Below are 14222 nucleotides of genomic sequence, written 5' to 3' on the forward strand. Positions count from 1 at the left end.
AGGTCAGCTCAAAAGCAGCTTTTCAATATCGGCCTTGATGTCTTGGGGCTTGGTGGTTGGCGGGTAACGACGCACCACCTTTCCATCACGGCTTATCAGAAATTTGGTGAAGTTCCATTTTACCTTTTGTGAACCCAGAAGGCCTTTTGCCTCCGATTTCAGGAACTGGAACAAAGGGTCTGCGTTTTCTCCGTTAACATCCACCTTCGAGAACATGGGGAAGTCCACACCGTAGTTCAGGCTGCAAAACTCGCTGATGGCATTGTCATCGGCAGGATCCTGATTCATGAACTGGCTGCAAGGAAACCCGAGAACCTCCAGCCCCCGCCCGCCAAGCTCCTTGTGCAAAGACTGCAACCCTTCAAACTGCGGGGTAAAACCGCACTTGCTGGCTGTATTCACAACCAGCAATACCTGGCCCTGATAGTCGGCCATCTTTTTCTCATTGCCTTTGATATCTCGAACAGTGAAGTCATAAACCGAATTACTGGCCACAGGTTTTTCCTTTTCATAATCGTGAATACCTGTCTGTAACAGGCGAGCATTATAACCTTGCACATTTACATTGTGCACAATGTATTCGGAGACTATACAGTAAAATGGATACACTCAATTGTTTTATCGGGCATGAATTAACGGAATACAGAGCTAACCCGCCATAATTGATCACAATTACCCTGTTGCCGTTGGCCACGCCTCCGCTAGAATAGTGGTTTGCCTGAAAGGCATGTACCTGATTTACGTCTACTGACTTAGGAAGCCCGGCTCTTATGCAGAACTACTACAAATCCGCCAAACTGGATAACGTGTGTTATGAAATACGTGGCGTAGTGATGCGGGAGGCGCGCCGTCTGGAAGAAGAAGGCCATCGGGTGCTAAAGCTCAATATCGGTAACCCTGCCGCTTTCGAGCTGGATGTTCCCGAGGAAATCCAGCAGGACGTAATCTACAACATGCCACAGGCCCAGGGCTATGTAGAGTCAAAGGGCCTGTTTTCTGCCCGCAAGGCCGTGATGCACTATTGCCAGCAAAGGGGCATCGATAAAGTCGATATTGATGATATTTTCCTGGGCAATGGTGTCAGCGAACTGATCGTGATGACCATGCAGGCCATGCTCAACACCGGCGATGAGGTGCTTATTCCGGCGCCGGACTACCCCCTCTGGACAGCCGCCGTCACTCTTTCAAGCGGCAAGCCCGTGCACTATCGCTGCGATGAGGAACAGAACTGGTTCCCGGACATTGACGATATCCGCAAAAAGATAACAAATCGTACCCGTGCCATCGTGCTGATCAACCCGAACAATCCTACCGGCGCTGTCTATAGCCAGGAACTGCTTGAACAGGTCATTGAGCTTGCCCGCAAGCACAATCTGATCGTGCTTTCAGACGAGATCTACGACAAGATTCTCTATGACGGCACCCAGCATGTTTCAACTGCATCACTGGCGGATGACGTGCTCTTCTTCACCTATAACGGTCTTTCCAAGAATTATCGTGCCGCCGGCTACCGCTCTGGCTGGATGATCATCAGCGGCGCAAAACACCTGGCCAAAGATCTTATTGAAGGCATAGACATGCTTTCCAATATGCGGCTTTGCGCCAATGTTCCGGCCCAACTGGCCATACAAACCGCACTGGGCGGTTACCAATCAATCAATGATCTGGTGGCGCCGGGCGGGCGGCTATACGAGCAACGGGAAACAGCCTGGCGGATGCTGAACGATATCCCCGGTGTAAGCTGTGTGAAGCCCCAGGGCGCCTTGTACCTTTTCCCGCGGCTGGACCCGAAAAAATTTCCGATTGTGAATGATGAGAAACTGGTTCTGGACCTGTTGCTCCAGGAGAGAATTCTGCTGGTTCAGGGTTCAGCGTTCAACATCGATGACAAACAACATCTCCGGGTTGTGTTCCTGCCCCGCAAAGACACACTGGAAGATGCAATGGGCAGGCTGGGCAACTTTTTAACCAAATACAGACAGTAAACGCACCGGCAGAAAGGATTTCGCTCATGGCTGACATCCATGTTGAAGAGTTCTACAAAGATGCAGCCATAGCTCTGGTGCAGCTTTATAGTGCCTTTCCAAGACGGGTAAACCTGTTTGTAGAGGACATCGCCGGCCCGGACGAGCCGGATGAATTCGGTTTACACAGCAAGCGCCACATGGCTTGCTTTGGTGCACTACTCTGGCTGGCAGAAGAAGGCTTTCTTCGATATGTGGACACCATCCGGCAGGAGGCTCTGGATCAGGCAGTTCTAACGCAAGAGGCATTTGTCCGCCTGAGCTCACCTGCACCCGACGTACTGGTCCAGGCGCTCAGAGGACCAGAGAGTCCGTTAGAAACACCCTTACCCCAGTCTTTACAAGAAGACATGTCAAGCCATATTCATCTGGTTCGAACTGCGCTTAAAAGCCGCCATTCCTTGCGTATCGGCCATGCTGTTCGAGCTACACTCTTTACAGATAAGCAAGGCGATTGAAACGGCCACGAGATCGCGTTCAGATTTTTAACTTGAATCCGATGGCGCGGAAACTGTCTTGCAGGGATTTACTTGTGCCTTTGAGCTGCACTTTCAGACTGGAGCACTCCCGCCGCACCGGATAGTCCCGCCGTAGGCGATCAAAAGCTGCACCGCGCTCGTCAATCGGCGCTCTCATGGCGTGGCGCAAGCGGGCATCATCCTGTCGTGGGTCGTAGCATGCGCGTAACGCTATCCGCACAGCCGCATGTTCATCCGCTGCGCTGGTAAACGAGACTTTGCTAAGCGCCGGTTCGGGGAGAAATTGGCCTGCTGTCTTTCGTGTCGGCAGCCCAAGGAATTTGCTCATCGCCTGGTAAATCATCTCGGTTCCCCGAACCTTGCCTTCAAGGCTATAGCCTGCGATGTGGGGCGTGGCCAGCCAGACCCTGTCCACCAACTCCGGACTGATTCGGGGTTCTTGCTCCCATACATCAAGTGCTACCCGTGGCGCATTGGCCTCTCCGAGCCGTTCGAGGAGAGCGGCGCCGTCAATTACCTCGCCTCGTCCGGCGCTGATCAACAGCTGGTCAGGCGTCAACGCCGCCAACTCTCGTTCGCCGATCATGTGAAAGGTGGGATGGGCACAGTCGCGGGTCAGCGGTGTGTGAAGCGAGACGACGTCGCATCCAAGCGCCTCGTCCAGATCCACAAAGGTGTGGGCTTCGTCCTGCTCTTGTTCCGCCCGGGGCGGGTCACAGAGCTTTACCTTGAAGCCGAGCCGAACAAGTTTGTCAGCCAGTTCACGACCAACATTCCCGACACCAACAATGCCTACGGTCAGCCTTGACCAGTCATCAAGTACAAGGCGTTCTGCCTGCAGAGACAATACGCTCAGCACATACTCGGCAACACTGTTGGCGTTGCAACCGGGCGCCGCCGAAAAACGGATGCCTTTTTCCTCAAGCCAACTCAGGTCAACATGATCGGTCCCGATCGTCGTGGTTCCAACGAAGCGCACGTCGCTGCCTTCAAGCAAGGCACGATTTACACGAGTAACAGAGCGAACCAGCAGCACATCGGCATCACGGACATCTTCGGCACTCATGGTTCGACCGGAGACACGCCGAACTTCACCAACATCGCCAAAAAAAGCTTCTAGCAGCGGGATGTTCTCATCTGCAACGATCAACATAGTCAATTCTCGCCGTATCAGTTCCTGCGTGGGCGTGGGCTACGACCACCCGGGCCACGTCCGCCCTGCCCCTGTGATGGGCGACGACCGCGCTTGCGGGTAATGGGAGGGTTATCCATTTCGGCCATCAACTCCTCTTCCGGCACCGCCGTTTTGAGCTTCTGGCTGATGTAGGCCTCGATGGCCGGAAGGCCGAATGAATCATCTTCGCCCGCAAAGCTGACCGCCACGCCGGTTTCGCCCGCTCGACCTGTGCGCCCTATACGATGTACGTAATCTTCAGCACTGTCTGGCAGGTTGTAATTGAACACGTGGGTGACACCTTTTACATGGATGCCACGCCCGGCGACGTCGGTGGCTACCAGCACCTGAATGCTGCCCGCCTTGAACTGTTCCAGCGTTTTCAGGCGCTTCGCCTGGGCAATTTCACCAGACATGAGCGCCACTTTAACACCCTGATTGCGCAGGTCCTCTTCAAGATCCCGGCATTGATCGCGGCGATTGGCAAATACCAGCGCCTTTTCTACGTCCGGGCGCTTCAGGTAATTGACCAGCACAGGCAGCTTCTCATCGTCACCCACCAGATAAACCGTTTGTTCGACCCGCTCCGCAGTTTTTTGCTCCGGCTCGATTTCCACAAATTCAGCGTTGTTGGTCCACATCGAGGCAAGATTGAGAACGTCCTGGTTGAATGTCGCGCTGAACAACAACGTCTGGCGCTCATCCTTTGGAGTGCATTTACGGATAATGCGCTTCACATCCGGAATGAACCCCATATCAAGCATCCGGTCCGCTTCATCGAGGATCAGAATATCGATCTGGTCAAGGAACACATCCTGTGAGCCAAGGAAGTCAATCAGACGGCCCGGGGTAGCCACCAGAATATCCACAACACCGTTGTGCAATTGTTCGCGTTGCTTATCGTAGTGCATGCCACCAACAACCGTGACCACCTTGTGGCCAGTATGCTTGCACAGCTCTTCGGCGTCCTTGGCAATCTGCATGGCAAGCTCGCGAGTCGGCGCCAGCGCGAGTACGCGGGGCTCAGAAGCAAAGCGGTCGCCTTCCGGTATGGGTGTTTCAAGCAAGCTCTGGATCGCCGTTATCAGAAACGCCGCCGTTTTTCCGGTTCCAGTCTGGGCCTGGCCAATCAGATCTTCACACGCCAAGGTCCAGGGCAGCGTCTCTGCCTGTATCGGCGTGCAATATTCAAAACCAATGGCAGCAATGGCGTCCAACAGGCGCTTGTCCAGATTCAGATCGCCGAATCTCAGATCGCCGGTGTGCTTTGGGTCAGATGTCATGGAGTCTCAGTTTGCCTCATAATGTTCTTTTGCGAAATATGATGGAACCACGCGCCCGGCATCATCGTGCCAGGCTGTTCTGAAGGTATCACCGGTTCGATAAAACGATTTCAGGGTATCAAAAAAGGACTGTGCCCGCTGCGGCAGGCCTCTGTCCAGGTAGCCTTCTGCCTGTTCCAGCACCCTGCATCGGAAGCTGTATTCGTCAGACGCGCCGTCTCCGGAAAGGTTATCGACGCTGATGTGAAAGCGCGAGCCGGCAGCTACGGAAAACAACCACTCAATAGCCTGTGGTTTTACCTCATCCTGCTCAAATGCGCGTTGCTGCGCCGATGTCCGGCCGTCCGGACAGTACCAGTAACCATAATCGTGAAGTGTGCGCCTGTGCTCACCTGCAATGCACCAATGACTTATTTCGTGCAAGGCACTGGCATAATAGCCGTGGGCGAAAACAATCTGCGCAAGTTCTCTGGCACTGCCTGCGGGCAGGTATTCAGGTTCTTCGCGGCCTCTGACCAGAATTGTCCGGAAAGTTTCCCGAAACAGGTCATTAAACAGCATGATAAGATCGTTTGGACTGTGATTCATTGGGGGGCTATTGTGCGACTTTAACGCGTCCAATGCCAGAGGGAACTTTTGCCGGGCCAATGTGTCCACTGGCTTGCTGAACATTACCGAACAGGCGGTTCATCCAGCACAGTGGCCTGTTCTCCAAAATACGACATAAACCGGGAAACTGCGCATTCCATGAGAGCTCTATCCACCACATTCGGCAGCATCCGCCGCGTCACGGGGCCATACAGCCTTCTTCTCATGTTAACGCTGCTGCTCGCCGCAGCGAATGCTGCCGGGGCGATTGGTGGTAGCAACAGCCTTTTCGGGGGCCAGGGCAATCAATTTCTCCCGGTGGATGAGGCGCTTCCTTTCAGCCATACCACTGAGGGCAATGCCGTTGTGCTGCTCTGGGACATAACGCCCGGACACTACCTTTACAAGGAACGTATCAGCATAGAGGCCCTGGACGAAGGCGCCAGTGCAGGCGCGATGGAGTTCTCCAGCCCGGGGACTGAAACCGAAGATGACTATTTTGGCAAAAGCACCGTTTTCTTTGACCCTGTAGAAGCGAAGATTCCGGTAACGCTAGCTGACGGTCTTCGCGAGGCCCGGTTCGAAGTTACTTATCAGGGCTGTGCGGAAGCGGGTCTCTGCTACCCGCCCCAGACCCGCGAGGTGCTGTTTTACCAAAGCCAGGATTCTGGCTCACAGCAAGGCAGCCCGGGCAATGCCGGCCAGAACAGCTCAGCTGTCCGGGCAAACACCAGTTCTGCAACCGGGCTTGCAGGCTTTCTGTCAGAGCAGTCGATCCTGGTGATTGCCGGCGTTTTTCTCCTGCTCGGCCTGGGGCTTACCTTCACGCCTTGTGTACTGCCGATGGTTCCAATCATTTCATCCCTGGTATCCGGGCAGAACACACGTACAACCGGGCATGCGCTGCTCCTCTCAGGCAGTTATGTGCTGGGAATGACCCTTACATATGCTGGGGCAGGTGTGCTCACCGGGCTTCTGGGCGCAAGCTTCAACTTGCAGGCGCAACTACAATCACCTTGGGTGCTCAGCGTTTTCGCACTGATGTTCGTAGTCTTCGCCCTCTCAATGTTTGATCTGTTCGAGATCCAGCTCCCGCGCTTTATCCGCGAGCCCCTGAATGACGCCAGCCAGCGGCTAACCGGCGGCAGGGTTATCAGTATTTTCGGTATCGGCGCCCTTTCTGCTTTGATCGTATCGCCCTGCGTGTCTGCGCCGCTCGCTGGCAGCCTGCTTTATATTTCCACAACGCAGGACGCCGTCATCGGCGGCATTGCCCTTTTCTCCCTTGGGCTGGGCATGGGCATCCCGCTGATTCTGGTGGCCGTGGGTGGGCGGACGCTTCTGCCAGCGACCGGACACTGGATGACCACAGTCAAACACTTTTATGGTGTTATGCTGATTGCCGTCGCTATCTGGTTGATTGAGCGCCTGGTTCCGGGCTGGCTCAGCCTGACACTCTGGGGCGGGCTGCTCTCCATAACCGGCGTACAACTTGGCGCCTTCGACGCAGCCAAAGCTGGCTGGGGGCGCACCCGGAAAGGTTTGGGACTGATCTTTTTCGCCTACGGGCTCGCACTACTGGCAGGCGCGATTGGCGGCGCCAATGATCCACTGGCTCCGCTGGACCCATTTATCGCCAAAACCACAACGACCGGGCCATCAGGTTTAGCTATCAGCTCTGTCACCAGCCACGCAAATTTTGTCCGGGTAGAGAATCCTTCGGAAATTGAGGCAATGTTATTGCAGGCCAGACAACAGGGCCGACCCGTTGTACTGGATTTCTATGCCGATTGGTGCATTTCCTGCAAAGTCATGGAACGCAATGTATTCAGCGATGCTGGCGTAGTTCGTGCGCTCGGCCCCTTCACGCTGCTGCAGATCGACATGACAGATAACACGCCAGCTCAACAGGCCATGCTGGATAGCCTGGGGCTGTTCGGGCCTCCTGCCATTCTGTTCTATGACAGCAACGGTGAAGAAATGGCGCGCGAGCGGGTTCTGGGCGAAATGAACCGGGATCAGTTCATGAGCCACATCAGCGACCTGACGTCCGCGATCTGAATACCTGCAACTCATGGAATCATGGGGAAACCCGTTTCAATCACCGCGACGTATGAGATAGATGTAGCGGTCGCCCTGCTCTATATGGCTGACCAGTTCATGCCCCAAAAACTGGCAGAACCGTGGCACGTCGCGGGTTGTTGAGGGGTCTGTTGCGATAACCCTGAGAACTTTTCCCGGCGCCACATCCTTGATGCGGGTGTGAAGCATCATAACGGGCTCGGGGCAAAACAGTCCGCAGGCATCCAACTCGGCATCGTACTCAACAACAGTCACAAAACATCTCCCTCTATTCGACCTGATTTTTCAGAAATACGTGCTAAATTACTGTTTATACCATTAAAACGTCTGGAGGTTTGCATGATCCGGGTTCTGATTGAACGCCATATAGCTGAATCGCTTGAAACTGCTTATGAAGAGCGCTCTCGCAAGGTTTTGCAACGGGCAGTTGCAGCCCCGGGATTTATTTCCGGAGAAACGCTGGTCGACAGTCACGACCCCAACCACCGCATTACGCTTGCCAACTGGCGCTCAGAAGCGGACTGGAGCCGCTGGTACCACTCCGACGATCGTCGCGACCTGATGGCAGAACTGGTGCCCATGATGGACAAGGATGAAGCCATAACAGTGCTCGAACAAAGCGGAGTTTAACAAGAACACGTCCAGCCTGTGACGATCCGCATAATTTAAAACAGCTTAACAACAGAGATTGTATACGTTCGCTACACTCCCGACTTTAATGTCTATGAAAGCGCCTGATGTTTTTTTTCACGGCTTTTTCTTCTTATGGCCTGCCACTTTACTGCAGTACCGGGGCTCATGAGTGCAGCAATGCCGGATTCAACGGCACCACAGCGTTCAGAGTGCCCGGTGCTGAATACTGTCACCTTCTGGCAGGGCGACGAGCCCGGGAATGTTGTTGTCACTGGTGACCAGCAACCCTTTCATTCAAGGGCGGTAGATTACCGGTATTTCCTTTTGCCGATCACGCTCGACAGTAACGAAACCCGCACTGTTACAATGCGCATACACAGCAGTGGCGCCCTGAACATTCCACTGCGACTGGAAACACCGGCAGAGTTGATAGCAGAAAGCAACCAGCTGACGATTACCCAGGGGCTATTCTTCGGAGCTGTCCTGGTGCTCGCTATATCCAACCTCCTTCTGCTTTTCAGCTCAGGAACCCTGTATTACCTGCACAACGCCCTTTATATGTTGGCGATGGGGCTTTTCCTGTTTGCCATGGGCGGTTTTGCAAACCAGTATTTCTGGCCCGAGAACCCGGAGTTCGCAAACACCTCCATTCCACTGAGCCTGTTCGGGCGTTCTTTTCTTGCTGTAGAGAAATACACCGGTGCAGACAAAACGCTGAAAGCCATTATCTGAATCTGTGCTGACTTTGCCATACAGTCAGACCATCCTTTTTAATACCGCTCTAGGGCTGGTCACCATATTCATTCTTTCGACCATCGCCATAAGCAGGTGGCGCCACATGGATAACGTATTGCTCGAGCTATGCGCAGAGCCCGACAGCCCTTCACCATTGCCCTGATGGACGAAGATCAACAGGGGCTTTCGAACGTGCAGACAGCGCGCTCTACGAAGCAAAGGCCCGAGGCCGCAACCAAACCGTTATTGCCGGAACATAAAGCAATTACTTTCCGTTCAATGCCGCATTTATTGTTCTTAATCAATTTTACCAAGTTCAACTTGAACGGCTCCGGAGCTATCATAGGCCCTCAGCTTGCAAAGCGTTTCGAAAAGGCGCCATGCTGCTGATTCGGGCGCATTTGACGGATATCAGGAGTTGATCCGTGTCATTGCAAACAGCTAATGGTTTCTCCATACTTGCGCCCGCATAATTCCCCACTCTGAACCCATTGGTAAGGCTATGAGCACACAAAATCCGAACCTGACATATAACTACAAGGTGGTGAGACAGTTCGCCATCATGACAGTGGTATGGGGTATTGTTGGCATGGCGCTGGGCGTGTTGATTGCAGCACAACTGGTTTGGCCATCCCTCAACCTCGATCTGCCATTTACTCACTTCGGTCGCCTGCGACCGCTGCATACCAATGCTGTTATTTTCGGTTTTGGTGGTAGTGCCTTGTTTGCGACATCGTATTACGTTGTTCAGCGCACCTGTCAGACACGCCTGATTTCGGACAAACTCGCTGCCTTCACTTTCTGGGGCTGGACCGCAATCATCGTTTCCGCAGCCATTACCCTACCAATGGGTCTTACCAGCACCAAAGAATACGCTGAGCTGGAGTGGCCGATTGATATCGCGATTGCCGTGGTCTGGGTTACCTACGGTCTGGTGTTCTTCGGCACCATTACCAAACGCAGTACCCCGCACATCTACGTGGCCAACTGGTTCTACGGTGCGTTCATTCTTACCATTGGCGTACTGCATATCGGTAATAACCTGGCGCTGCCGGTCAGTGCATTCAAGTCCTATTCGGCCTACGCGGGTGTCACCGACGCAATGATGCAGTGGTGGTACGGCCATAACGCCGTAGGCTTCTTCCTCACTGCAGGCTTTCTGGGCATGATGTACTACTTCGTTCCCAAGCAGGCCGGACGTCCGGTATATTCCTACCGTCTGTCTATCGTGCACTTCTGGGCACTGATCGCAACCTACGTATGGGCCGGCGGCCACCACCTGCACTACTCTGCCCTGCCAGATTGGGCTCAGACTGCCAGCATGATCATGTCCCTGATTCTGCTTGCGCCGTCCTGGGGTGGCATGATCAACGGTATGATGACCCTGTCCGGCGCATGGCACAAACTGCGCACCGACCCTATTCTGCGCTTCCTGGTGGTTTCCCTGTCGTTCTACGGCATGTCCACCTTTGAAGGCCCGATGATGTCCATCAAGACGGTTAATGCGCTTTCCCACAACACAGACTGGACCATCGGCCACGTGCACTCCGGCGCTCTGGGTTGGGTTGCGATGATCAGTATTGGTGCAATCTACCACCTGATCCCCAAGCTCTGGGGCCTCAAGGAAATGTACAGCACAAGCCTGATCAACGTGCACTTCTGGTTGGCGACAGTCGGTACCGTCCTGTACATCGTCGCAATGTGGGTTAACGGCATCATGCAAGGTTTGATGTGGCGCGCAGTCAACGACGACGGCACCCTTACCTACAGCTTTGTGGAGAGCCTTGAAGCGTCCTATCCGGGCTATTTTGTGCGCTTCCTCGGCGGCGTCATTTTCCTCGCCGGCATGCTGTTCATGGCTTATAACGTCTACATGACCGTGCGTCAGAAAGAAGCGGCTGCCCAGGACAACGCAGCAGTTCAGGCGGCGTAACGGAGAGAGACCAGATGAAACACGAAATTGTAGAAAAGAATATTGGCCTGATGATTGTCTTTATCATCCTGGTCATCAGTGGTGGTTTTCTGGCGGAAGTGCTCCCGCTCTTCTTCCTGAAGAGCGTCAACGAGCCGATAGAGGGCCTTGAGCCGCTGTCGGCGCTGGAACTGGAAGGTCGTGACATCTACATTCGCGAAGGCTGTCACGTCTGTCACACCCAGCAGATCCGGCCATTCCGCGCAGAAACAGAGCGTTACGGCCACTACTCCGTTGCGGGCGAATTCGTTTACGAGCGCCCGTTCCTGTGGGGTTCCAAGCGTACGGGGCCTGACCTGGCCCGTGTTGGCGGCCGTTACTCAGATGCCTGGCAGCGCCAGCACCTGTATAACCCGCGCAGCGTGGTTCCTGAATCCAACATGCCTGCTTTTCCATGGCTGTTCGAAGATGTTGTAAACCATAACGGCACTGCAGCCAAGCTTTCCGCCCTGCAGACGTTGGGCGTGCCCTACACTGACGAGCAGATCGCCGGTGCAGCGGATCAACTGGAAGGCAAGTTTGAAATCGAGGCCCTGGTCGCATACCTGCAGCAGCTGGGCACCGTACTTTCAGACAAACGGTGATTTGATGGATATTAACGAGTTACGCGGCGTGCATACCCTTTTAGTGATGGCGGTCTTTATCGGCATCATCTGGTGGGCATTCAGCGCCCATCGCAAAAAGGCAAACGAAGAAGCAGCCCACCTGCCGTTCGATGATGACGAGGTGGAAAAGCGTACTCTTGAACAGGAAAAAACGGAGAAAAAACAATGAGTACCTTCTGGAGCATCTGGGTCAGTGCGATCGTGCTCGGTACCGTCTTCGGCTGCTGGTGGCTTTTGCATGCCACCCGTAAAAGTCAGACAACCGATGTAGAAACCGACCGCACTGTGGGTCACTCTTTCGATGGTATCGAGGAGTATGATAATCCACTGCCCAAGTGGTGGTTCTACCTGTATATCGCTACGTGCATTTTCGCACTTGGTTACCTGGCACTTTACCCGGGCCTGGGTAACTACAAAGGCTTACTGAACTGGACGGCGGCCAATCAGTGGGAGGCGGAAATTGCCGACGCTGACGAGAAGTACGGCCCGATCTACGCGCAGTACGGCCAGACCCCGGTGGAAGAGCTGTCCAAAGACGGTGACGCTCTCAAGATTGGCCAACGTCTGTTCGCCAACAACTGCTCTGTTTGCCATGGCTCTGCCGCTCGCGGTCAGGTGGGTTTCCCCAACCTGACCGATGACGACTGGCTGTGGGGCGGAACACCAGAGGCTATCCTGGAAACCCTGCACAACGGTCGAATGGGCAACATGCCTGCGAAAGGTGTGATGCCGAACATGACCAACGAACAGGTCGACCAGGTGGTAAACTACGTTCTGAGCTTCAGCGGTCGTGAAAAAGACGCGGCTGCTGCCGAAGCCGGTAAAGCCGTATTCGCTCAAGCCTGCGTCGCCTGCCATGGTCCGGAAGGCAAGGGCATGCAAGTCCTTGGTGCACCCAACCTGACAGATAACGTCTGGCTGTATGGCTCCAACTACGAGTGGATCAAAGAGACGGTTCTGCACGGTCGTCAGAACCAGATGCCAGCTCAGAGTGGGCGTCTGTCTGAAGATCAGATCCAGATTCTGGCTGCGTACGTTTACAGCCTGTCTAACTGACTTTCCGGCCGGGCTTTCAGCCCGGCCTGGTCTGCTCAACCCTGTGTCTGCGTGCGGGCACAGGCTTGAGAAGATCAGCATCCTGCAAAGGCTCCGCGCCCGCTTTAAGACTCCATCTGGAGATACTCATGAGTAATGAAATTCCGGTCAAACAGGTCGACCCCTCCTCGGAGCCTTCGGGCAAAAATCAGAAAATTGAAACCGTAGACCTGTACGCCAGCCGGAAGAAAATCTATGCGAAGGAAGTTAAAGGCCTCTTCCAACGCATCCGGACTGTCAGCCTTTTGCTACTCATGGGCATGTACTTCCTGTTTGTCTGGCTGACACTGGACGGCAACCCGCTGATTCACTTTGATCTGCCTGCCCGGGAATTCCATCTCTACGGGGCCACATTCTACCCAAAAGACTTTTTCCTGCTCTCCGGCATGTTAATCATCAGCGCCTTCGGCCTGTTTTTTATTACCACCCTGTTTGGTCGCGTCTGGTGCGGCTACACCTGTCCTCAGACAGTGTGGACGTTTATCTTTATGTGGGTTGAAGAGCGAATCGAAGGCAGCCGCAACAAACGTATGAAGTTGGACAAGGCACCCAACTCCACAGAGAAAATTGTAAAGAAAACAACTAAGCATCTTATATGGCTGATTATTTCTTTGCTGACCGGGCTTACATTTATAGGGTATTTCTATCCTATACGGGAGCTTACCGTCGACATTTTCACCTTCCAGGCCAACGGCTGGGCTTATTTCTGGGTCGCATTTTTTACCATAGCCACCTACCTGAACGCTGGCTGGATGCGCGAACAGGTGTGCCTGTATATGTGCCCGTACGCCCGCTTCCAGTCGGTGATGTTTGATCCGAATACACGCATCGTTTCCTACGACCCTAACCGTGGCGAGCCCCGCGGAGGCCGCAGAAAAGACGTAAAACCGGAAGAGGTCGGCCTTGGCGACTGCATCGATTGTGGACAGTGTGTTCATGTATGCCCTACCGGCATCGATATCCGGGACGGCCTCCAGTACGAATGCATCGGTTGTGCATTGTGCATCGACGCCTGCGATGAAATCATGGACAAAATGAACTACCCGCGCGGGCTGATTCGTTACACCACCGAGAACGAGCTCGAAGGCAAGCCGTCGAAATTGCTGCGACCCCGTACGTTTGGTTATGGCGCGGTTCTCACAGCCATGATTTCCGCAATCATATTTGTGGTCGCGACTCGCGTACCAGCACAGATGGACGCACTGAGAGATCGCGGGGCACTGTTCAGTTTTAACGGTGAGGGGCGCATTGAAAACTCCTATACACTGAAAATAGTCAACATGTCAGAAGTTCCGCAGACCTTTAAACTGTCAGTCAAAGGTCTGGATGGTATCCGTATTCTGACTCAGACTCAGATAAACGTAGACAGCGGCGAAAACCGTTCTCTGCCAACGGTGGTGGATGTTCCGCCTGAATCCATCCCACAATCAAATAACGAAATAATCTTCCATGCACAGTCTGAAACGGATGCTTCACTGAAGCTGGAAACCGAAAGCCGATTTGTCGGTCCAACGCAGTGATCCGTCGGGGTCACTGTTGGTTACCTTTAAAA

Annotated in this window: 15 protein-coding genes; 10 read left to right on the top strand and 5 right to left on the bottom strand. The window is 54.0% G+C overall.

The genetic code is table 11. The features are described 5' to 3' along the window. Positions 1–3 precede the first annotated feature (3 nt). Positions 4–495, bottom strand: coding sequence for a glutathione peroxidase (locus ACN0V1_RS06960; protein ID WP_417544304.1), 492 nt, complete (start codon positions 493–495; stop codon positions 4–6). A 275-nt stretch (positions 496–770) separates the two neighbouring features. Here ACN0V1_RS06960 and ACN0V1_RS06965 point away from each other — a divergent pair, with 275 nt between their 5' ends. Both ACN0V1_RS06965 and ACN0V1_RS06970 read left to right on the top strand, forming a co-directional pair. Further along, positions 771–1985, top strand: a complete 1215-nt coding sequence (locus ACN0V1_RS06965; protein WP_417544305.1) for a pyridoxal phosphate-dependent aminotransferase — start codon at positions 771–773, stop codon at positions 1983–1985. Between the two features lie 26 nt (positions 1986–2011). Next, entirely contained in the window at positions 2012–2482 is a 471-nt protein-coding gene (locus ACN0V1_RS06970; RefSeq protein WP_417544306.1) for a hypothetical protein, read from the top strand. Between the two features lie 19 nt (positions 2483–2501). Here ACN0V1_RS06970 and pdxB read toward each other — a convergent pair whose 3' ends face one another. From pdxB to ACN0V1_RS06985, 3 genes are read right to left on the bottom strand one after another with little or no spacing between them, the layout of a single operon-like run. Next, the gene (gene pdxB, locus ACN0V1_RS06975) at positions 2502–3656 is read right to left on the bottom strand and encodes a 4-phosphoerythronate dehydrogenase PdxB (RefSeq protein WP_417544307.1); all 1155 of its coding nucleotides are present in this window, start codon (positions 3654–3656) and stop codon (positions 2502–2504) included. A 17-nt stretch (positions 3657–3673) separates the two neighbouring features. Further along, positions 3674–4960 (bottom strand): DEAD/DEAH box helicase, encoded by a 1287-nt coding sequence (locus ACN0V1_RS06980; protein ID WP_417544308.1) that lies wholly within the window; start codon positions 4958–4960, stop codon positions 3674–3676. A 6-nt stretch (positions 4961–4966) separates the two neighbouring features. Further along, positions 4967–5521 (bottom strand): elongation factor P hydroxylase, encoded by a 555-nt coding sequence (locus ACN0V1_RS06985; RefSeq protein WP_417544309.1) that lies wholly within the window; start codon positions 5519–5521, stop codon positions 4967–4969. Positions 5522–5707: 186 nt separating this feature from the next. Here ACN0V1_RS06985 and dsbD point away from each other — a divergent pair, with 186 nt between their 5' ends. Beyond that, positions 5708–7609, top strand: coding sequence for a protein-disulfide reductase DsbD (gene dsbD, locus ACN0V1_RS06990; protein WP_417544310.1), 1902 nt, complete (start codon positions 5708–5710; stop codon positions 7607–7609). A gap of 36 nt (positions 7610–7645) precedes the next feature. On the opposite strand, the gene tusA is transcribed toward dsbD, so the two are convergent. Then, the gene (gene tusA / locus ACN0V1_RS06995) at positions 7646–7885 is read right to left on the bottom strand and encodes a sulfurtransferase TusA (RefSeq protein WP_291952121.1); all 240 of its coding nucleotides are present in this window, start codon (positions 7883–7885) and stop codon (positions 7646–7648) included. Positions 7886–7969: 84 nt separating this feature from the next. On the opposite strand from tusA, the gene ACN0V1_RS07000 reads away from it, so the two are divergent. The 7 genes from ACN0V1_RS07000 (at position 7970) to ccoG (ending at position 14190) form a co-directional block, all read left to right on the top strand. Continuing rightward, the gene (locus ACN0V1_RS07000; RefSeq protein ID WP_417544311.1) at positions 7970–8260 is read left to right on the top strand and encodes an antibiotic biosynthesis monooxygenase family protein; all 291 of its coding nucleotides are present in this window, start codon (positions 7970–7972) and stop codon (positions 8258–8260) included. A gap of 180 nt (positions 8261–8440) precedes the next feature. Further along, positions 8441–8995 carry a 7TM diverse intracellular signaling domain-containing protein gene (locus ACN0V1_RS07005; RefSeq protein WP_417544312.1) on the top strand — a complete coding sequence of 185 codons (555 nt, stop codon included), beginning with the start codon at positions 8441–8443 and terminating at the stop codon, positions 8993–8995. A 505-nt stretch (positions 8996–9500) separates the two neighbouring features. Beyond that, entirely contained in the window at positions 9501–10931 is a 1431-nt protein-coding gene (gene ccoN / locus ACN0V1_RS07010) for a cytochrome-c oxidase, cbb3-type subunit I (RefSeq protein ID WP_417544313.1), read from the top strand. A gap of 14 nt (positions 10932–10945) precedes the next feature. Continuing rightward, positions 10946–11554, top strand: coding sequence for a cytochrome-c oxidase, cbb3-type subunit II (ccoO, locus tag ACN0V1_RS07015; protein WP_144776501.1), 609 nt, complete (start codon positions 10946–10948; stop codon positions 11552–11554). A 4-nt stretch (positions 11555–11558) separates the two neighbouring features. Beyond that, positions 11559–11744 carry a cbb3-type cytochrome oxidase subunit 3 gene (locus tag ACN0V1_RS07020; RefSeq protein WP_417544314.1) on the top strand — a complete coding sequence of 62 codons (186 nt, stop codon included), beginning with the start codon at positions 11559–11561 and terminating at the stop codon, positions 11742–11744. Then, complete coding sequence (ccoP, locus tag ACN0V1_RS07025; protein ID WP_417544315.1) at positions 11741–12631, top strand: cytochrome-c oxidase, cbb3-type subunit III; 891 nt, start codon at positions 11741–11743, stop codon at positions 12629–12631. The genes ACN0V1_RS07020 and ccoP overlap by 4 nt, the downstream gene beginning before the upstream one ends. A 128-nt stretch (positions 12632–12759) precedes the next feature. Then, the gene (gene ccoG / locus ACN0V1_RS07030; protein ID WP_417544316.1) at positions 12760–14190 is read left to right on the top strand and encodes a cytochrome c oxidase accessory protein CcoG; all 1431 of its coding nucleotides are present in this window, start codon (positions 12760–12762) and stop codon (positions 14188–14190) included. Positions 14191–14222 lie beyond the last annotated feature (32 nt).

Origin of the sequence: Marinobacter sp., from assembly GCF_048266785.1 — a bacterium.
In the GTDB taxonomy this organism is placed as follows: Bacteria; Pseudomonadota; Gammaproteobacteria; order Pseudomonadales; family Oleiphilaceae; genus Marinobacter.